The sequence below is a fragment of the Bacillus sp. AFS031507 genome (assembly GCF_002584635.1).
In the GTDB taxonomy this organism is placed as follows: domain Bacteria; phylum Bacillota; class Bacilli; order Bacillales; family Cytobacillaceae; genus Neobacillus.
The window spans coordinates 1-20,946 of sequence record NZ_NUOW01000001.1 but is presented as its reverse complement, the minus strand read 5'-3'; the positions used below and the strand labels follow the sequence as shown (position 1 = coordinate 20,946).

Genomic DNA, 20,946 nt, shown 5'->3' with positions numbered 1-20,946 from the left:
CGCCAGTGATTTTTTAAAGAAAACAGGCTTTATAACCCTTTCTTATCGACCTCGCCAATGATTTTTTAACGGAAACGGGATTTATAACCCCTTCTTATTGACCTCGCCAGTGATTTTTAACGGGAACAGGCTATATAACCCCTTTTTATTGACCTGGACTCTTTTGGCTTAAACATTGACTTCATCGCTTATTCTTAATTTTATTATGAGTTGAGGGGCTTAAATGAATATTACACTCTGTTGATTGGAATGGAAGGCACGAAGACTCCTGCGGGAGTGCGGTGCAGGGGAGACCCCGCAGGAGCGAAGCGACGAGGAGGCTCCCCGGCACGCCCGCGGAAAGCGAAGTGCCTGGAGACCAATCAACAGACATGTCGAAAAACCAATATATACTATATAATATTATAACGATTTAATGCGGTGGATTGTTAAAGAAAGTGGATTAATAAAAAGGCTATCGAAAGTTTTTCGACAGCCTGGAGTGGAAAAGTCACCGCTTTTTAACTAGGAATTATACTTAATTTCTTTCTTAATTTCTTCTCACTAAACACCCACCCCGTATAGGAGCTAATTGGAACTAAGTTACAATCTAATTGAACAACGGCCACAAATGGATAGTGTCCATTGCTCCGATAGCGTAAATCAATGAAGCGAACTTCGTAAAAATCAATAAATTCATCGACTTCCCAGCGATAGACTGGTGAAAAGGATAAAAATGCTGAAAGGTTTTTATCCTTTTTTGCTGCCTCGATTACGGGTGTATTCGGAACGGGTATTCGATTAAAATGGTCTAAGATTTCAACTTTTTTATTTACTGCTTTTCCCACAAAAAATTGTTTCTTGTTCATGGCAGCAATTCTCCATTGATGAAATCTCATGGTTGGTGCAATAATTATTTCTGTTGCATCGGGAATCATTCTTTTTACCTCAACCAATACCCTTTTTTTCGCCCTAAAACGAGCAAGATAGTAAGCTATAATGACTGCATACATTATCAAAAAGGTATAACCTGGATTTGCTCCTAATACCCAAATAACGATTCCAAGGATATGGATCCCAAAGATAATCGGGTCAAACGTATTTATAACCCCTAGAGCGACCCATTTTGTAGAGAAAGGTCTTAGAGCCTGTGTGCCGTATGCGTTAAATATATCAACAAATACATGGATAAAAACAGCTGCAAATGTCCAAGCCCATAAATGAAAAAGATTGGCATCAGGAAAAAACGGATAGATAACGGCTAACAGTACAAGCGGCCACATTATTACAGCGGGGATAGAGTGGGTAATCCCGCGATGATTTCGAATGTATATGGCATTATTTCTTAGCTTCAAAACGGTATCTATATCAGGTATTTGCGACCCAGCAATTGTTGCAATTAAAACACTCGTCGTGGTCGCGTGGCTGCTAATTACTGCGGGATCAAGTGTAGCAAGACCACCAAGAGCAATACCCATGACAACATGAGTTCCTGTATCCAAAAGGAAATCCTCCTTCAATATAGTTCTTGTAAAACTAAACAAATTGAATTATCGTAAAACAAATACATTACTTATTATATTGCCTTTTTTCATACATGTTAACAACATCTGGAGGAACAAAAGTTATGATAATTGAACTAAAGAATATAGAAAAAATCAATATATCTGCTTTTCAAAATGATTTAATATCCTGGTTTAAACGAGAACAACGGGACTTGCCTTGGCGAAAAGACCAAGATCCATACAAAATATGGGTCTCAGAAATAATGCTCCAACAAACTAGAGTTGATACAGTAATCCCCTATTTTAATCGCTTTATTGAATGGTTTCCCACGATTGAAGACCTTGCCGAGGCAGAGGAGGATAAAGTGCTAAAGGCCTGGGAAGGGCTGGGATATTATTCAAGGGTTCGAAATTTGCAATCAGCTGTTAAGGAAGTAAGCGAGAAGTATAGCGGTGAGGTGCCAAATACCCCAGAAAAGATAGCTGAACTAAAAGGGGTGGGACCTTATACAGCTGGTGCGATTTTAAGTATTGCTTATGGAATTCCAGAGCCGGCTGTGGATGGAAACGTGATGAGGGTTATTTCAAGAGTCCTTTCCATCTGGGAGGATATTGCCAAATCATCTTCGCGGAAGATTTTTGAAAAAGCAGTGCGACAGTTAATTTCACATGAAGACCCTTCCTCTTTCAACCAAGCATTAATGGAATTGGGAGCGTTAATTTGTACACCCACTTCTCCTTCGTGCTTATTATGTCCAGTTCGAGAACATTGCCAAGCTTTTGATGAGGGAGTTCAAAATGAACTTCCAATAAAAACTAAAAAAACCAAGACACGAAACGTTCAACTTGCTTCTGCTATCCTTTTGGATGGAAATGGGAAGGTATTAATTCACAAGAGGCCGGCAACTGGACTGCTCGCAAATTTATGGGAATTCCCTAATGTTGAGATCCATCACCCCTTACAAAATGAACGGGAGCAGGTAGCGGACCTATTTCACCATTCACTTGAGATAAACATAAAACTCGAGCGAATTATTGGGCAACTTGAACACACTTTTTCGCACTTGGTCTGGAATATTAAAGTATATTCAGGTACGTTAAATTCTGTTTTTCAAGAAAGTGAAGAATGGAAACTTGTTTCATTCGAAGAAATGAAACAATTTGCTTTCCCTGTATCCTCTCAGAAGATGCTCAAAATATTTCACGAACACCAAAAGGAATGAACGCCTTATTCAAGCGGCGTTCATTTTTCAATCATAAACCGTTTTTGTTCCATGTGTATAATCTGCTTCTTGACGATTGATTCCGCCGCGATTCTCAATTTCTTCAATAATCTCGCGGTGAATCGTTTGTCCTTCGCTATTTAAATATGGAGTAATTTGCTGAAATGAGTGATGAAAAAAAGCAAGCTCACTGTTTTCCCAATCAGATTTAGCCAACATTGAAAGCTCTGTCATATCCCGTCCAACATACATATTTTCTACTTCCTTTCATAGGTTATTTATTCCTTAGTGTTTTATAATAATTGTCTTCTATTCCTGGAAAAGTTAAAATGATAACAATACTTGAATATAGAAGGGAATAGTTAGATGACTCAGAAAGTAGCACTCATTACAGGAAGCAGCAGGGGAATCGGTAAGGCAACAGCATTACGTTTGGCAGAAGCAGGATATGATATTGTTATCAATTATGCAAGAAGTAAAAAGGGTGCTCTAGAGACTGCCGAGCAAATTGAGGCATTAGGGAGAAAGGCATTAATTGTAAAAGCAAATGTTGGCGATGTTGCTAAAATTAAAGAAATGTTCGTGCAAATTGAGGCAGAATTTGGCCGCCTGGATGTGTTTGTCAATAATGCAGCATCAGGAGTTCAGCGTCCAGTAATGGAGTTAGAAGAATCCCACTGGGATTGGACCTTAAACATAAATAGTAAAGCCTTGTTATTCTGTGCACAGGAAGCAGCAAAATTGATGGAAAGAAATGGCGGGGGGAAAATTGTCAGCATCAGCTCTCTCGGTTCGATCCGCTATTTAGAAAATTACACGGTCGTAGGAGTCTCTAAAGCAGCGCTTGAGGCTTTGACAAGATATTTGGCAGTTGAGTTAGCTCCGAAAAATATTGTTGTAAATGCGGTCTCAGGCGGCGCTGTCGATACGGAAGCATTAAAGCATTTTCCAAACCGTGAAGAACTTTTACAAGAAGCAAAAGAAAAGACTCCTGCTGGAAGAATGGTCGAAATTGATGACATGGTTAACTGTGTAATGTTCCTTTTATCTGATGATTCAAGCATGATAAGGGGACAGACTATTATTATTGATGGTGGAATTTCATTACTTGTTTAAATTATTTTTAAATAATATTTTTTGCGGATAATCTCCACGAAGCATGGTTACATTATATTCGTGGAGGTGATATCAATGGCAAACTTCAATCAACAGCCAAACAAAACTTCAGCTGGAACTAACATCCAGGAAGTAAAACAACAAAACGCTCAATCTCAATCAGCTTCTGGGTCTGCAGGTCAATTTGGAACTGAATTTGCGAGCATGACAAATGCTGCTGAAGTAAAAAAACAAAATGCTCAATCTGCTTCAGCTCAAGGCTCTCAAGGGTCCCAAGGCTCATTCGGAACTGAATTTGCAAGCGAAACTAACGCTGCTGAAGTAAGACAACAAAACCAACAATCTCAAGCACGTAAAAACCAAGGTAATGGCCAATTTGGTCAAAGCTAATAATAGTATGCAGAAGGCACTCTAGAATCGTATAGAGTGTCTTCTTTCTGTTTCGACAAAACTTCTCTTAAGGTTACATATGTTGTCAAAGGAGAATTAGTCCTGTTCGAGAATACATATTAGATACAACTATTAAGGCGGTGAGGGAAATGGATCATTTTAACCGATTAGTTTCCGATCAAATGGTGACGATGGAAAAATTGCTATACCTTCAAGGAGAACTTGAACGTTGTCAACAAATCGAAGAAGAACTACAAACATTGCAGGATGCTACAGATCTTGAAAGTGTTCAAGCTGATATCCGACTGATGAAAAAAGAATTGAAAGAGATCCAGACCATTTTTGAAAAGCAGACAGAAGAGGTAATTAATTCCTATCGGGAAATGAACCTAACAGCATCTTTTTAGGTGAAAAAACCAAGAATATCTAAAAAAATTCGCAAATTTTTACAAAGAGCCATCGAAATATGGCTCTTTTGTTTTAAAATCTGTTCCCAACCGTTATAATAATAGAAAATAGGAATTGTACTTTGTTGCCTTTTGTCATTATTTATTTATATATTGTTAAGAATAGGTTACAAAGCGTTCAGGAATGAAGGTAGGGGAGAAACATGGGCGTACCCATCGAAGGTGAACCAATGCAAATACATAGTTATAAGCACAATGGGCACATCCATCGCGTCTGGGAAGAAACAACCGTTTTAAAAGGGACACAAAATTTGGTGATTGGAGGCAATGACCGAACACTTGTGACAGAATCAGATGGCAGGACCTGGATAACAAGAGAACCAGCTATTTGTTATTTTCATTCACAATATTGGTTCAATGTGATTGGAATGATCCGTGAGGATGGTATCTATTATTACTGTAATATCAGTTCACCATTTATCTTTGATGGCGAAGCACTAAAGTATATTGATTATGACCTTGATATAAAGGTGTTTCCTGATATGACCTTTAATTTATTAGACGAGGATGAGTATGAACGTCATCGCCGGGAAATGAATTATCCAGCACCTATCGATCAAATCCTAAAAAGGAATGTTGACAAGTTGATTCAATGGATTCGGCAGCGGAATGGCCCTTTTGCACCAGATTTTATCGATATCTGGTACGAACGTTATTTAACATACAGACGTTAGATGGCAATTAGAAATATATGCGCCTGTTGATTTGATCAACAGGTTTTTATTTGCTTATTAAAGAAGATTCCGAAAGGAGGACCAATTTGAGCAGTATTCGCAGGTATCTTCAATTTGTAAAACCATACCGTTTGCAAGTAATTGGGACAATTATCATTGGAGTAATCAAATTTTCCATTCCACTAATGATTCCGATGCTGATTAAATATGTTGTTGATGACATTGTTGGAAGTCCTACCCTATCCCACGGTGAAAAAATGGATAAACTGATGTTAATTATGGGTGTAATGATAGTAATCTTTGTCATCGTGAGGCCGCCAATCGAATATTATCGGCAATATTTTGCCCAGTGGACGTCCAGTAAAATATTATATGATATTCGGGATACGATGTACACACATATCCAAAAGTTAAGCTTTAGGTATTTTTCAAATACCCGTGCTGGAGAAATTATATCACGAGTCATCAATGATGTTGAGCAAACGAAAACATTTGTCATTTCAGGATTAATGAACCTTTGGCTGGATATAGCCACAATTATTATTGCAATTATTCTTATGTTTTCTATGAATGTTAAGCTGACGTTTGTTTCGATTTTGCTGTTTCCACTCTACGCCTTCTCGATTAGATTTTTCTTTGGGAATTTACGGAAATTAACACGTTCGCGCTCACAGGCCCTAGCCGAAGTCCAGGCCTATTTACATGAGCGGGTGCAAGGGATGCCCGTAATCAAGAGCTTTGCGATCGAAGACTATGAACAAGGCCAATTTGATAATCAGAATAAAAACTTCTTAGAAAAGGCATTACAGCATACAAGCTGGAATGCGAAAGCCTTTTCGGCTGTTAATACGATTACGGACATTGCCCCATTAATAGTCATTGGCTATTCTGCTTACCTCGTCATTCAAGGTCAACTATCACTTGGGACAATGGTTGCGTTTTTTGCCTATATTGATAAACTTTACAATCCATTAAGAAGGTTAGTTAATTCTTCCACCACTATTACTCAATCGTTTGCATCTATGGATCGGGTATTTGAATTTTTGGATGAGAAGTATGATATCGTGGATAAACCTAATGCAAGAGAATGCAGCGAGGTACACGGGGACATTTCGTTTGAGAATGTTTATTTTTCTTATGAAAAAAAAGAGGAAATGGTTTTGACAAATATTACTTTAGATGTAAAAAGGGGAGAAACGATAGCGCTCGTAGGAATGAGCGGCGGCGGGAAATCCACACTTGTTAGTCTGATTCCCCGTTTTTACGACGTGACCGAAGGAAGCATCACTTTAGACGGGGTAGACATCCGTCAATTTAAGGTTCAAACTCTGAGAGACAAAATTGGTGTGGTTTTTCAGGATAATATTTTATTTAGTGAATCGGTTATGGATAATATTTTATTAGGAAAGCCAGGTGCTTCTGCTGAAGAGGTATACAAGGCTGCAAAAGCGGCCAATGCCGATGAGTTTATCTTAAACCTGTCAGAAGGGTATAACACCAAGGTAGGCGAACGTGGGGTTAAGCTTTCTGGAGGACAGAAACAACGAGTTGCGATTGCCCGTGTCTTTTTGAAAAATCCACCTATCTTAATTCTTGACGAAGCAACCTCTGCACTAGATTTAGAGAGTGAGCATGCTATACAAGAATCACTCAAGGAGTTAGCCAAGGATAGGACTACCTTTATTGTTGCACACCGATTGTCAACGATTACTCACGCAAATCGAATTGTCCTGATTGAACATGGTCAAATTGTAGAAGTCGGAACACATGACGAGTTGATGGAGAAGAAAAGAAATTATTATAAACTTTTTCAAGTGCAGCAGTTAGAACAAAAAGAAACCGAAGCAGAGTAATTTGCTTCGGTTTTTTATATACTTTCTTCGTCGATCGAGACTTCATTATGATGATACGAATGGAAGCTTGTAATCAGTGTATCAAGATGTTCTACCTGTTCCCCGTAATCAATAATCGAAGCAACAATTTGCATGGTATGATAATGAAGTGGATTATCATGGTCGGTAATTTCTTGCTGGTGGAGTAAAAATAAATCAAATAACTCCTTTTTATTTAAGCAGATCGTATTTTCAGAATTGGCAGGAGGGTTTGGAATTTTACCAATAAATCTAAGCATGAGCTGTTCATGATGGTAAATTAGGCAGTCTAATTGTTCCTGTATCGATTGTTGGAATTTTTCTGGAAGGTGTAATAATTCATTCTCAAAACGATGAAGTCTTTTTAAAGTATCAAGTGCCTTTTTTGCTGCAGAATTCATTTGCCGATAAATAACAAGCTTACGGGATTTTTCCAGACTATTTTTCTTAAAATAACTGCGTTCTTCTTTGTACATACAGTAGAACTGGCCCATTTGAATGATATTCTCTTTTAATTTATCAATATCTGTTTTGAGAAGATTATGATCGAAGTCATGCCGGGTGCTTAAACGGATCCATCTAATAATTTCTTCTGTTGTGCTCGTCATTCTAAAATAAAGTTTATTTTCATACTTTGGCGGCATAAATACTAGATTGACTAAAAATGCAGAAAAGACCCCAATCATGATGGTAGAAAAACGGATCCCGGCAAATGGTATGAAATCGCCACCTGGTGTTTCCATTATGGATATTAACGTAACAAGTGATAAACCAATCGTATTTTCGAGTTTAAGCTTTAAATTAATGCCAATCACAATAATAGCAGCCAAGCCAATGACAATAATATGATTTCCTAACAGAAGTACAAAAACCACTGCAAGTAAAGCACCAATGATATTTCCTTGAATTTGTTCAATGATTGTTAAATAGGAGCGATAAATGGTCGGTTGTATCGCAAATATGGCAGCAATGCCGGCGAATACCGGTGAGGGTGAATGTAATAACTGACCTAAGTAAAGGGATAACACAATAGCAATTCCCGTTTTTAAGATGCGGGCACCTAACTTCATTCCAAATAGTTTCCTTTCAAAAATAAATATATAGTTTATGGCAGCCCCAAGTAACAGTTTTACATCGAAAACAGAACTGACGCTTTTTCAATTAGCAATAAGTTACTATACATTGATTATCATATATTATCAAGAGAAATTATATGAATTTATATTTCATTTGTTACAGGAAAATGTCATATAAAAAAACGCCCGCTAGAGCAGCGGACGTTACTATTAGTATTCTTGATCATTCTGTTGATACAGCTGGATCAGCTTGTTCTTTGACAGGAAGAACCTGCACAAATTGATTTTCAAGATCAGTTAAAAGTACACGAAGTTGATTAGCTTCGTCAGCCTGACCATTCTGTTCAAGCAAGTCAGTATATTTGGTTAATAGTTCGTTAATATCCTGTTTGCCTTTTTCGTCTAGATCAACAACTGAAACCTTAGCTCCTTTTGCAATCCTTTTTTGAATGGCTTCTTTCGTTAATCCCATCTCAGGCTGCTGGCGAATATAGATAACCCCGCCCGTCATTCCTGCACAAATCCATGGTCCTGGGTCTCCCAGTACAAGGCCGCGGCCATTAGTCATGTATTCAAAGGCAAAACCTTTAATATTAGCATTTGAACCAATGTTACCTGCTTCTTTTTCTGGAAGTGGCTTCTTAACAGCACCGCCAATAATTAAGTCAGCACCTGAAAGTCTAATCCCTGCGCGTGCGTCGGCATTTCCTTGTGCAACAAGAAGCCCTTTTTGAGCACCATATCCAAACCCTTTTCCGACGGAACCGTTGTAATAATTGCCATCTTTACCTTTGGATTTTAGGATATAGATATTTCCGCCAAAAGAAGTCTTTCCGACACCGTCCTGACCTCCGCCATTCACAGTGATGTCAATTCCTTCACTATTATAAGCACCCAAACCATTTCCAGGAATGGAACCACCCTTATATTTAAGTTGTACGGATGGAAGTTGCTTGTATGAACCATCAAGTCTTCCACGAACACGGTGACATGAAACACGGCTTCCTAGCACACGTTGTTCCGAAGTGACACTTGCAAATTCGCGAGATGAGTGTAACTGATCGACACTGCCATCAAGATACTCTGCACCCACTGCAACCTGCATTTGAACTTCTTCAATTGATTTAGATGCTTCTGTTTTTGCAAATTGGCTAATTTCTAGCGGCTTTAACAAATAGGAGAGGCTAAGTTGGCCTTGGCCTTTCATTTGCTCTAATAAATCAGAACGTCCAACAGCATCCTGTAAATTGCGAATACCAACCGATGCTGCAATTGTCTTCAACTCTGTCCCAAAGGCTGTGAAGAGATTCATAATTCCCTGCACTGCTAATTCTAATTGGCGTGGAACAAAACGTCGTAAGCCATGCTCTTTTGCTTGTGCTTCTGATTCAATTTGTGTCGCGATACCAACATGACAGGTGTCTAAATGGCAACCACGGCAAGTCGTACAACCAATTGCCAGCATTGAAAGCGTACCGAAACCAACTCGGTTTGCACCAAGGAGCATGATCTTCATAACGTCCATGGCACTCTTCATACCACCATCAGCCCAGATTTCTACTTTATGGCGAAGGCCGCTTTCAAGTAGGGCATTATGTGCAGCTTTTACACCAATTTCTACAGGTAAACCAACATGCTGAAGGGCATGTATTCTGGCAGCACCAGTACCGCCATCGAAGCCGCTCAAGGTGATAATGTCTGCACCAGCTTTGGCAATACCGACAGCAATCGTTCCGATATTCGGTACAACTGGAACTTTAACAGCAATTTTTGCTTGATCGTTTGCCGTTTTTAATTCAAGAATCATTTGTGCTAAATCTTCAATTGAGTAGATATCATGGTTGTTTGATGGTGAGATCAAATCAGAACCAAGTGTTGCATTACGTGCTTCTGCAACCTTCGCAGTTACCTTTGAACCTGGTAAGTGACCGCCTTCACCAGGCTTAGCGCCTTGCCCAATTTTGATTTCTAATAGATTCGAAGAGTTAAGTAGTTCAGCATTTACGCCAAATCTTCCAGAGGCAATCTGCTGACCTCTTGTTTTTGGATATTTGCCAAGCATATCTTTTATTTCTCCGCCTTCACCATTTAGGCTAATCATGTTTAACCGGTCTGCTCCTTCAGCATAAGCTCTGAATGCTGTTTCATTCTGAGAACCAAATGACATCGAAGAAATAAGAAACGGTAAATCATGGTCCCCAACACGAAGATTAACCTCATCAGGTGAGAGAGATTTATGACTCTTTTTAAGTTGAACTAAATGGCGAATCGTTGTTGGATTCTCTGTTTCTTGTTCTGAGATTTTATCACGATAACTACTGTAGTCACCAGTAGCAGCCACTTCACCAATGGCCTTCCAAATACGTGGGAAGAGATGGAAAGTCTTTCCGACTCTTTCCTTTTCATTATGGTAATCTTCTGCTCTAGACAAAGCATCCATCTTCATCGCTTCAAAATCAGTCTCAAGTTCCTTCGAGCCAAAAAAGTTAACGATGTTTAATAGGCTAGCGATTTCCTCATGTAATCCGATACTTGAGAAAAGGCGACCGTAACCTCTCAGTTCGTGAATGCCTATTGTTGAAATTACTTTTTCCAATCCTTTTGTCAAAGCACTATATAGATTGGTTAAAGGCTTAGTTGTCTCGTCTAGAACCGTTAAGAACATGTAATAAGGACTAATTAAATCGGCACCTAATCCAAAAGCAGTGATAATGTCATGAAGTGATCGTATAGCTCCAGAACGTAGAACTAAAGAACAATCCCTTCTTATTTCTGCCTTAACTAGTGCTTGATCAATCGCAGATGTTACTAAGTGCGGGTCAATCCAATAGGAATCTTCTTGGTGTGCTTTTGCATCATCAAGAACAAGTAATGTTTTTCCAGCCTGAACTGCTTGGACTGCCTCATTTGCAAGTCTTTCTAATGCAAGCTCTAACTTCTCTTCTTTATTAAAGGTCGTAGATATAAAGGTTACTAACTTTTGTTCCTGAAAATGGTGGACAACTTGATCAAAACTCGGCTGATCTAAACTTTCGGATAGGCTGTAGCCAGCTTTTCCTTCCAATAATAGAGGAGTTGTAAGTTCGATTACAGTTTCACTATTTTCTTTATTGAATAGGGTTGGACGCTTACCAATAATTACACGTGTGGAAAAGTGTTCTGTTTCACGGTCTCTATCAATAGCAGGATTCGTTACAACGGCAACACTTTCTTTAAAATAATCGGCAATATTTTTACGCTCTGGGTTAAGCGCAGCAAGTGGGGCATCGTGGCCAAGTGAACGAATTGGTTCCACACCTTTTTCTGCCATTTGTTCGATTAATTGGATATGATCTCTTTCCCAGCCAAAAGCTTTATATTGTCCATTATGGATTTTGTCAGGATAATTCATCGTAACTGTCTTTCCTAATGAAGGAGGAAGCAAACGTACCCTAACCTCACTGAAATTTAACTTTTCAGAAAAACGGGTATAGACCTCATTCTGAAAACGACCTTGTTCAAATACTTCTAACGTTTCACCGTTCCATTTAAAGCCAACCTTTTCACCTGGTGCTAAAGGCTTCGGATCGTTCGTATATTCGCTTGAAGAAATGATTCCTGGTTCTGAAGAAAACAGATAAGAACTATCAATTTCAAGCATCCAAAGCGGACGAAGGCCAAGAGCATCCACACTAAATACTGCTTCATCACCAAATCTAGAAATAATACCTGCAGGTCCTTGGGCAAAGTGTCCCCATGCTTCCCTTAAATAGGTATATAGATCTTGGAGATTTTCAGGGTATGCCTTAATTTCATTGATAATTGGCGGGAATAAAACATCCATTGCTTCAAATAATGAAAATCCTTCACGGCAAATTAATGTTTCCATTGTACGGCTTAAATCTTGGGAGTCACTGCCATCTTTGACAAGTGGTACACCAATCATTTTTGCTTCATCACGAAGCTTTGCAATGGTATTAATCTCCCCATTATGTCCGAGAACACTAAACGGCTGTACCCGGAAAAAGCTTGAAAGTGTATTCGTAGAATAGCGATTATGTCCGAGTGTCATGGTTGAAGCAACAAGTGGATTCGCAAGGTCATAATAGTAACGTGGAAGAATATCCCCAGCTCCCATTACCTTATAAACCACATGGTTCTGACTTAGTGAAGCCACATGGACATGCTCGTTTGTTTCTAAATCAACTAATGCATCGAAAAGGGCTTTTGATAATTCCTGACCTTTTTTTGTGGAAAGACAGGCAAATTGCCAAAAAACAGGGTTTTCCTGAATGGCAATGGGACCAAGTGCAGAAGTGTCCGTAACCTTATCAGTTTCATAAATTAAATCAAAGTCGTATTTCTCCAACTTCTTAATTAATTCTTGTTTGGTAGTTTCCCAGTTTACCTTTTGACTAATGAAAACATGACCAACAGCAAATTCTTCTTTTTCAGCTAGTGATGGTTCCTGGCCAGCCTGAAGCAATTTTTCCTTCCAAAGCTCGACAGGGATATCGGTATGAATGCCAACGCCATCGCCTTCACCGTTAATAAAACCTGCGCGATGATTCATTGTCACAAGAGCGTCTATACAATCAAAGATATTTTTTCTAGTTGGGCTCTTAGTTTTTTCAAGGCATGCGACAATCCCGCAGGCATCGTGTTCTTGTTTATGGAAATCTTTGAAAAGGGAAGGGGTCCATTTTTGTGTCATCTTATTAGGCTTTAGCAGATATCTGCTAAGGCCTCTTTCACCTCCTATGAAACTTAAAGTTTGAGAATATAGTGTTTGTAGTTAGATTTCGGTTGTTACTTTAACGAGGTATAAAGTTAAAAAGTATATCTAAAAATAATAATATAATAGTATCATAAGAATTTTCAGAAATCAAATAAATATGCAGTAATTTGGATAAGAAAATAGTGGTTAAATGGTGTAGGGTAAATGAGGGAACATCTTATTGTAAGCGTTTCCAAGATGATTTTATAAAAAAAAGGAAGTGATTCCCACTCCCTTTTGTGCATAAAATGTGCATATTTATTCGTTAGTAAGTGAGAAAAATGCATTTCTTACCGCATGTAGTGTTGCTTCAACATCTTCTTCAGTATGAGCGATTGTCAAGAACCATGCTTCATATTTGGATGGAGCAAGGTTTATTCCTTGATGGAGCATATGTTTAAAGAACTTTGCAAATGTTTCACCGTTTGTGTTTTCAGCTTGTACATAGTTTTCGATTTTTTCATTTGTAAAATAAATAGTTAACGCACCCTTCAAACGATTAATGGTAATTTGAATATTATTTTCCTTTGCTGCGTCTAAAATTCCTGCTTCAAGCATCGCACCTAAACGGTCTAAATAGTCATAAATTCCTTCTTGTTTTAAAACCTCTAGACAGGCGATACCTGAAAGAATGGAAGCGGGATTTCCTGCCATTGTCCCTGCCTGGTAGGCGGGTCCGAGCGGTGCAACGGTTTCCATAATTTCTTTTCGGCCACCGTAGGCACCAATGGGAAGACCACCACCAATGATTTTACCTAACACGGTTAGATCTGGCTGGATGCCTAATAAATCTTGAGCACCGCCGTACATAAAGCGGAAGGCCGTGATGACTTCATCATAAATCACAAGTGCGCCTGCTGCATGAGTAATATCATTCACTTCCTGCAAGAAACCTGGCTTTGGTTCTACAATCCCAAAGTTACCGACAATGGGTTCCACTAATACTGCTGCGATTTGGTCGCCCCACTTAGCGATTGCCTCTTTAAATGGTTCGATATCATTGAAAGGTACCGTTATCACTTCTTGAGCAATACTTTTCGGAACTCCCGCAGAATCTGGAGTGCCTAATGTAGATGGCCCCGAGCCTGCTGCAACAAGGACGAGGTCTGAATGACCGTGATAACAGCCTGCAAATTTAATAATTTTATCTCTTCCAGTGTAGGCACGAGCAACTCGGATCGTTGTCATCACGCCTTCCGTTCCTGAGTTTACGAAACGAACTTTTTCCATAGAAGGAATCGCTTCTTTTAACATTTTCGCAAATTTCACTTCATGAGGTGTTGGTGTACCATAAAGGACGCCGCTTTCTGCTGCACGTTTGATTGCCTCTGTGATATGTGGGTGGGCATGACCGGTAATAATGGGCCCATATGCTGCGAGATAATCGATATATTGATTGCCGTCGACATCCCAAAAGTAAGCACCATGTGCGCGCTCCATTACAACCGGAGCACCTCCGCCAACAGCTTTATAAGAACGTGAGGGGCTATTAACTCCACCAACAATGTGTTCAAGTGCTTCATTATGTAATCTTTCTGAATTAATAAATTTCATTTTTTTCCTCCTTAAAGTGCTTCTTACCTATTTTATCACTTTTCTTCACTCACTTAATCTGTTTTCACTTTTGCGAAAATTAATGGGGTACTTGATTGTTGTTTTATCAACCTCAATTGGCTAAACTAATTCTTTAGGGCATTGTTTCGGGAGGTAATAATGAAAAATGTGATTGAAGTCAAAAATTTACGAAAAGAGTTTAAGTCATATTCCAGCAGGACAGGTTTAAAAGGGGCGTTTCGGGACTTACTAACAAGAAATTATAAAGTTGTTCCGGCTGTAAATGATATTAATTTTACAGTGAAAAAGGGTGAAATGGTCGGTTATATCGGTGAAAACGGTGCCGGGAAATCAACTACGATTAAAATGCTTACAGGAATTTTAACGCCCTCTTCAGGGGAGATCACAGTAAATGGAATGAATCCTCATAAAGAACGGGAACGATTTGTTCAAACCATTGGAGTTGTTTTCGGACAGCGTTCGCAATTATGGTGGGATATTGCTGTTCAAGAATCCTTTCGCCTTTTGAAAAAGGTGTATAAGGTATCAGATGCAGATTATAACAGCCACATGAATCATGTGATACAAACATTAGATATCGAGCCGCTCTTAGATAAGCCTGTGCGCAAATTATCTCTTGGCCAAAGAATGCGGTGTGAGCTTGCGGCTGCATTGATTCATAATCCGCCACTATTGTTTTTGGATGAACCGACGATCGGCTTAGATGTACTCGTTAAGTTGAAGATTCGTGATTTTTTAAAAGAAATCAATGAGAAATATCAGACGACAATCCTCTTAACCACACACGATTTAACCGATATTGAGGCATTATGCGAGCGGGTGATTATGCTCGATGAAGGTAAGGTTATTTATGATGGTGCGCTTAAGAATCTCCAGGAGAAATGGGGCGAAGGGAAAGAACTTCAGTTTCAGTTTCTTGAGAAGGTTGGAATTTCTGCCGTGCAAAATCTCACCAGCGGAATGCCTGTTAAGTGGGACCTTGACGAAAAAGAGCAAATCTTTACCGCCACACTTGAAGATAATGATGAACTTATTTCACAAGTAATTGCCAAAGTAGTAGCTGCATTTAAAATTAAAGATATTAAAATAAACGAAACATCTACAGAAGAAATCATTCGAAATATTTATGAAAAGGGTGCAGTATAAGTGGAGAAATACCTTGAAATGATTAGAATCCGCTTTTTAATGATGCTTGCATACCGTACCAATTATTACACAGGAATTCTAATCTATAGCATTAACATTGGGGCATATTATTTTTTATGGTCGGCGATCTATGGTTCTAAGGAACATATTGTTGGTTTATCTGTCACTCAGATGACCACATATGTAGCGGTCTCCTGGATGGCTCGAGCATTTTACTTCAACAATCTTGATCGTGAAATGGCATTAGAAATTATGGAAGGTAAAGTGGCTATTGAATTAATCAGGCCCTATAATTATCTTGGTATGAAAACGATGCAAGGTCTGGGAGAAGGGATTTTCAGGTTATTCTTTTTTTCTGCACCGGGAATGATCATTGTTTACTTCGTCTTTCCTATTAAATTTACCTGGGATCCAAGTGTCTGGGGATTGTTTGCGCTCTCCATCCTGTTAAGTTTTTTTATTAATACGGAACTGAATTTATTAACTGGGATTACTACTTTCTTCTTATATAATAACTCTGGGCTAATTCGGGCAAAACGTGTCGTTATTGATTTATTTTCAGGGCTGCTACTGCCGATTAGTTTTTTTCCGGGCTGGGCACAGGATGTGATGAAATTTCTTCCCTTTCAAGGAATCAGTTATTTTCCCAGTATGATTGTTACTAAAGGTTTTTCCCATACCCAGGCAATTGAAGCAATTTCACAACAATTTGTTTGGGTAATCATATTATTTTTTCCAATCCAAATTCTTTGGATTTTGGCGAAGAAACAACTGATTATTCAAGGGGGGTAAGAGTTGTTTTATATATCTATGTTTTTTCAATATATATCTCAATATTTAAAAACGAGACTTCAATATCGAGCAGATATATTTGTAGAGTTTTTCTCTGATTTACTATCACAAGCAATAAACCTTATTTTCATTTTGGTCGTCTTTGGACATACCAATTTGTTAAATGGCTGGAACAGGGATGAAATCATATTTATCTATGGATTTTTTCTAGTACCTTCCGCAGTCTTTTCTGCCTTCTTTAACATTTGGGATTTTAATGAGCGCTATATCGTAAAGGGGGAGCTGGATCGTATCTTAACAAGGCCGATACACAGTCTCTTTCAAATTATCCTTGAACGAATTGAATTGGAATCATTGTTAGGGGCATTAACAGGACTTGCTGTTATGTTTTATGCGGGGAGTCGATTGGGACTGGAAGTCCATTGGTTCGATCCAATCTTATTTATTGTTTTTGTCCTTGGTGGGGCATTGGTTTATGGTGGAGTTTTCATCATGATTGCCTGCATTAGCTTTTGGGCAGATGCGCGTACATCTCTTATGCCGATGATGTACAATATTAGCAACTATGGCAGGTACCCAGTTAATATCTATAATAAACTAATTCGTTTTGTACTAACATGGGTGATGCCATTTGCCTTTGTTGGTGTTTATCCTGCTGCCTTTTTCCTTGGAAAAAAAGAATGGTTTTGGTATTCGTTTTTAACACCTGTGATGGGAGTTGTTTTTTTCGTACTTTCCGTAATGCTATGGAATCAAGGGGTAAAAAAATACAGAGGTGCGGGCAATTAACTAGAATTTGATATTTTATTGGTCAAGCGTGCATAGAAATTAAATACCAGATGTTAAAATAGAGGTGGTCTGTGGTGTTTTTTTTCTTGCTTCCAATCGTCATCTTTTGCATCTTTATGAGTTTACGGACGCTTTTTATTCCAAATACCGTAAAAGGTAAATTGGTATCAATTGATAATTTTTTGTATTTAGGTTCTGTGTATTTGACTGTCATTATTGGTTTTGGTCTTATTTATTTGCTTTTTGAGTTAATCGGAATGTCATTGTTGATAGAGGTAAATAATCAAAACAAAAATATTTTTGAAACAAGCTTTTACTTTAGTGCAATGACCTTATTTTCAGTTGGGAATGGTGATGTCATTCCACATGGGATTGGAAGAATCCTTACCGTTACAGAGGCGTTGATCGGTTATACACTACCTGCTGCATTTGTTGCCCGCGTTGTTTTTGATCGGGAAAAAGTAAGTTAGCGATGCAGGATAGTTGTTTTGTCAGTTAGGATTTTGCTACGCTAACGATAAGGAATAATTTACAATAGGAGTGGTAGGGATGACAGTTGAAATCGGAATGAAAGTACCGAATTTTGAGTTAGAAGCCAATAATGGAGAAACAGTAAATCTTTCAAAATTTCAGGGCACAAATGTTGTTATTTATTTTTATCCAAAAGACATGACTCCAGGCTGTACAACCGAAGCATGTGATTTTCGGGATCAAATTCAACAATTTACTGAGGTAAATGCCGTGATTTTAGGAGTCAGTCCGGATCCGGTTGACCGCCATCAGAAATTTGTAGAAAAATATGGTTTACCATTTTTGCTACTTGCAGATACGGAACATCTTTTAGCGGAAGCATTTGGAGTTTGGAAGTTAAAGAAAAACTTTGGGAAAGAATACATGGGTATAGAAAGATCTACTTTTATTATTGATAAGGAAGGCAAACTCGTCAAAGAATGGAGAAAGGTCAAAGTTAAAGGTCATGTAGAAGAGGCTTTATCTTACATACGAGAACAGTTAAGCTGATCTGCTTACTGAAGCCTATTTTGTACAGAAAAGGCATTTGTCCAATGCAAGAAACGTTAGATTGAATATCATTTTATTAGGGCATACCTCCTCAGATAAACTTTGGGTCCATAGTGGCCCCTTTTTTTATGGAAATAAAAAGGATTTCTAAATTTCAATTTAAATAGGCATATATGGGATTTATCATGAAATAAGTTCTAGGCTTGGACTTGCGGTGAGTCATTTAATAATGAAAATTTTCAAGAGAAAGAAATAATTGATAATATTTATCATAAAATACAAACAAATCTTTTTTATGTGGGGGCGGAGCTTGCTACACCATAAACATTTCCCGTTAATGAGATAACAATATTGACAAAAGTACAAATTACTTAGTAAAATTAATTATAACAATTATAATCTAAGAATACTTTTTAGAAAGAAGGTGCATGGCGATGAATCATTTAAAAGAAGCGTTGGATACCTTAAAAGAAACAGGGGTACGGATTACTCCGCAGCGTCATGCGATACTTGAATATTTAATAAACTCGATGTCACATCCTACCGCAGATGATATTTATAAAGCTCTAGAGGGAAAATTCCCTAATATGAGTGTGGCGACAGTTTACAATAATTTACGAGTATTTCGTGAAGTGGGTCTAGTGAAGGAATTAACTTTTGGAGATGCCTCCAGCCGTTTTGATTTTGTAACATCCCATCATTATCATGTGATATGTGAGAAGTGTGGGAAAATTGTTGACTTTCTTTATCCGGGCTTAGATGAAGTGGAGCACTTAGCTTCGCATGTAACCGGCTTTAAGGTCGAGAATCATCGCATGGAAATTTACGGTTCTTGCCCAGAGTGCGCAAGTAAAGAGATGCATTAAATAGGAGGGCGGCTGATTTTTAAAAAATCAGTCTTTTGCTGCAAATAAAAGAGGAAGAAGTAATCCATGGCAGCTATTCTGCAGATTGGTTTACTTCTTCCTCTTTTTATTTTTAGGATTTTTTATTATAGGACTCATCGAATTCCTTGCCTATTAAATTAGGGTCAAGGGTTAATGGCTCACGACAATACATACACATATCCACTCTACCAAGCATTTTAGTATGCTTACCGCAGCTTGGACATTTTACTTGGATGGTTTTTGTAGAAAGCATTCCAATCCAAAAATAAACAATAGTACTGGCAATAATAAAAAGAAGACCCAAAATCATAAAAATGGTCATAATAAGTGGTGAAGATCGAAAAAAGATACCACCATACATAACAATGAAACCAATGAAAATTAACGATAATGCAAAGGTACGAATTTTATTTATTTTACTCGAATATTTTGCCATTTAACTCCCTCCTAGAGAAAACTATACCATATTTATAAATAGAAAAGAAAAATCTAGGTAGAAGAATGTCGAAATTTGTCTTTGGATAAAGAAGGAGATTTGTTTTCCTTGTCGAACTTATATTGCTACCTGAAAAAAATGGAGGAATGAAGATGGAAGACATCCTTCGGCCTATTTATCAAGAAAGGGCGAGCCAATTAAATACTCTTGGAGTATTAATGGTACAAAAAAAACAAAAGTTAAGCCACATAACAGATTCATTTGATGAAATTCTTTTAGTTCTTGTCAAAGAAGCGGATCAGCCGCTATTCATTAAGCACTATACTTACTACGATAAAAAGGCAGCAATGCATATCATCACAGAAGCGCAGTTGCAAGAGTGGTTATTATTAGGATCGAATCGGAAAATATTTGAATGGCTTCATGAGGCAAAAATTATTTTTGATCGAAACGAATACGTAGCCAATTTAAAAACGGAATTGCGAGAATTTCCTTTTAACGGACGCAAAATAAAAATGGGTTTAGAATTTGCCAAATTGATTCGGCGATATGTGGATGGAAAAGCTTTGTTTGAAGGTCATCAGTTTTTAGATGCATACAACTATGTTGTCCATTCGCTGCACCATCTTGCCAGGTTAGCCATATTAGAAAATGGACTCCATCCAGAACTGACTGTTTGGAATCAAGTAAAACAGATTGAACCAGAAATTTATAAACTATACGAAGAACTTGTCTATAGCGAAGAAACGCTTGAGAAAAGACTTGAGCTGCTGTTCCTTGCGAGCGAGTTCATGATCCATTCGAGAACAAATATTGGGACAGTCCATTTGTTAGATATTCTTAGTCGTAAGGAAATTTGGATGTTTAATGAAATTATGAGTGAAGAAGAGTTGATCCCATACTCAGTCGATTTGGGAGTGCTTCTTGAATATTTAATTGATAAACATTTGATAGATGTAGTTAATATTGAAACGAAGGGCCAAGGTGTTTTTCATAGAGGTTATCGACTCAATAAAAAATTATCGTAAAAAAGGAATAAAACCTATTGACCTTTTCGTTGTTACTTGGTATATTAATAACCGTCGCTGCGAAACAAACTAAATGATGTTTTCGTAAGTGGCGGTTTTTAAAAAAAGTTATTGACACTTTCAAATACTTTGTGTTATATTATTAAAGTCGCTTACGAGCGAATGAGAAATTGATCTTTGAAAACTAAACAAACAAAATCGTGCAAACAAACAAAA

The 20,946-nt window shown here is 38.0% G+C and carries 19 protein-coding genes; 13 read left to right on the top strand and 6 right to left on the bottom strand.

Annotated features, from left to right (window positions below; translation table 11 throughout):
* Nucleotides 1–500: 500 nt before the first annotated feature.
* Nucleotides 501–1,481 (bottom strand): metal-dependent hydrolase, encoded by a 981-nt coding sequence (locus tag COE25_RS00100; protein ID WP_098929948.1) that lies wholly within the window; start codon nucleotides 1,479–1,481, stop codon nucleotides 501–503.
* Between the two features lie 125 nt (nucleotides 1,482–1,606).
* Here COE25_RS00100 and mutY point away from each other — a divergent pair, with 125 nt between their 5' ends.
* Nucleotides 1,607–2,707, top strand: a complete 1,101-nt coding sequence (gene mutY, locus COE25_RS00095) for an A/G-specific adenine glycosylase (protein ID WP_098929946.1) — start codon at nucleotides 1,607–1,609, stop codon at nucleotides 2,705–2,707.
* 27 nt (nucleotides 2,708–2,734) lie between these two features.
* On the opposite strand, the gene COE25_RS00090 is transcribed toward mutY, so the two are convergent.
* Nucleotides 2,735–2,959 (bottom strand): hypothetical protein, encoded by a 225-nt coding sequence (locus COE25_RS00090; protein WP_098929944.1) that lies wholly within the window; start codon nucleotides 2,957–2,959, stop codon nucleotides 2,735–2,737.
* Nucleotides 2,960–3,073: 114 nt separating this feature from the next.
* Here COE25_RS00090 and fabL point away from each other — a divergent pair, with 114 nt between their 5' ends.
* The 5 genes from fabL to COE25_RS00065 all read left to right on the top strand — a co-directional run bounded on the left by fabL (nucleotide 3,074) and on the right by COE25_RS00065 (nucleotide 7,207).
* Nucleotides 3,074–3,823, top strand: a complete 750-nt coding sequence (gene fabL, locus COE25_RS00085; protein WP_088085867.1) for an enoyl-[acyl-carrier-protein] reductase FabL — start codon at nucleotides 3,074–3,076, stop codon at nucleotides 3,821–3,823.
* Nucleotides 3,824–3,898: 75 nt separating this feature from the next.
* Entirely contained in the window at nucleotides 3,899–4,213 is a 315-nt protein-coding gene (locus COE25_RS00080; protein WP_098929942.1) for a gamma-type small acid-soluble spore protein, read from the top strand.
* Between the two features lie 149 nt (nucleotides 4,214–4,362).
* On the top strand, nucleotides 4,363–4,620 hold the full coding sequence (locus tag COE25_RS00075; RefSeq protein WP_098929940.1) for a YgaB family protein: 258 nt from the start codon (nucleotides 4,363–4,365) through the stop codon (nucleotides 4,618–4,620).
* A gap of 203 nt (nucleotides 4,621–4,823) precedes the next feature.
* Entirely contained in the window at nucleotides 4,824–5,354 is a 531-nt protein-coding gene (gene ntdP / locus COE25_RS00070; protein WP_088085870.1) for a nucleoside tri-diphosphate phosphatase, read from the top strand.
* Between the two features lie 86 nt (nucleotides 5,355–5,440).
* Nucleotides 5,441–7,207, top strand: a complete 1,767-nt coding sequence (locus tag COE25_RS00065; RefSeq protein ID WP_098929938.1) for an ABC transporter ATP-binding protein — start codon at nucleotides 5,441–5,443, stop codon at nucleotides 7,205–7,207.
* 14 nt (nucleotides 7,208–7,221) lie between these two features.
* Here COE25_RS00065 and COE25_RS00060 read toward each other — a convergent pair whose 3' ends face one another.
* The 3 genes from COE25_RS00060 to COE25_RS00050 all read right to left on the bottom strand — a co-directional run bounded on the left by COE25_RS00060 (nucleotide 7,222) and on the right by COE25_RS00050 (nucleotide 14,611).
* A complete protein-coding gene (locus COE25_RS00060) occupies nucleotides 7,222–8,295 on the bottom strand; it encodes an FUSC family protein (protein ID WP_098929936.1) in 1,074 nt (357 codons plus the stop codon).
* A 229-nt stretch (nucleotides 8,296–8,524) separates the two neighbouring features.
* Nucleotides 8,525–12,994, bottom strand: a complete 4,470-nt coding sequence (locus COE25_RS00055) for a glutamate synthase-related protein (RefSeq protein ID WP_098929933.1) — start codon at nucleotides 12,992–12,994, stop codon at nucleotides 8,525–8,527.
* A 321-nt stretch (nucleotides 12,995–13,315) separates the two neighbouring features.
* Complete coding sequence (locus COE25_RS00050; RefSeq protein WP_098929931.1) at nucleotides 13,316–14,611, bottom strand: glutamate-1-semialdehyde 2,1-aminomutase; 1,296 nt, start codon at nucleotides 14,609–14,611, stop codon at nucleotides 13,316–13,318.
* 159 nt (nucleotides 14,612–14,770) lie between these two features.
* Between COE25_RS00050 and COE25_RS00045 the strand changes: the two genes are divergently transcribed.
* The 6 genes from COE25_RS00045 to perR all read left to right on the top strand — a co-directional run bounded on the left by COE25_RS00045 (nucleotide 14,771) and on the right by perR (nucleotide 19,245).
* The gene (locus tag COE25_RS00045; RefSeq protein ID WP_088085875.1) at nucleotides 14,771–15,778 is read left to right on the top strand and encodes an ABC transporter ATP-binding protein; all 1,008 of its coding nucleotides are present in this window, start codon (nucleotides 14,771–14,773) and stop codon (nucleotides 15,776–15,778) included.
* Complete coding sequence (locus COE25_RS00040) at nucleotides 15,779–16,570, top strand: ABC transporter permease (protein WP_098929929.1); 792 nt, start codon at nucleotides 15,779–15,781, stop codon at nucleotides 16,568–16,570. It begins immediately after the preceding gene.
* A gap of 3 nt (nucleotides 16,571–16,573) precedes the next feature.
* Nucleotides 16,574–17,359, top strand: a complete 786-nt coding sequence (locus tag COE25_RS00035; protein ID WP_098929927.1) for an ABC transporter permease — start codon at nucleotides 16,574–16,576, stop codon at nucleotides 17,357–17,359.
* A 71-nt stretch (nucleotides 17,360–17,430) separates the two neighbouring features.
* A complete protein-coding gene (locus COE25_RS00030) occupies nucleotides 17,431–17,829 on the top strand; it encodes an ion channel (protein ID WP_098929924.1) in 399 nt (132 codons plus the stop codon).
* Nucleotides 17,830–17,908: 79 nt separating this feature from the next.
* Nucleotides 17,909–18,379 carry a thioredoxin-dependent thiol peroxidase gene (bcp, locus tag COE25_RS00025; RefSeq protein ID WP_098929893.1) on the top strand — a complete coding sequence of 157 codons (471 nt, stop codon included), beginning with the start codon at nucleotides 17,909–17,911 and terminating at the stop codon, nucleotides 18,377–18,379.
* A 428-nt stretch (nucleotides 18,380–18,807) separates the two neighbouring features.
* On the top strand, nucleotides 18,808–19,245 hold the full coding sequence (gene perR, locus COE25_RS00015) for a peroxide-responsive transcriptional repressor PerR (protein WP_098929891.1): 438 nt from the start codon (nucleotides 18,808–18,810) through the stop codon (nucleotides 19,243–19,245).
* A 112-nt stretch (nucleotides 19,246–19,357) separates the two neighbouring features.
* On the opposite strand, the gene COE25_RS00010 is transcribed toward perR, so the two are convergent.
* Nucleotides 19,358–19,702 (bottom strand): YgzB family protein, encoded by a 345-nt coding sequence (locus tag COE25_RS00010; RefSeq protein ID WP_088085881.1) that lies wholly within the window; start codon nucleotides 19,700–19,702, stop codon nucleotides 19,358–19,360.
* Between the two features lie 152 nt (nucleotides 19,703–19,854).
* Here COE25_RS00010 and COE25_RS00005 point away from each other — a divergent pair, with 152 nt between their 5' ends.
* A complete protein-coding gene (locus COE25_RS00005; RefSeq protein ID WP_088085882.1) occupies nucleotides 19,855–20,730 on the top strand; it encodes a nucleotidyltransferase-like protein in 876 nt (291 codons plus the stop codon).
* Nucleotides 20,731–20,946 lie beyond the last annotated feature (216 nt).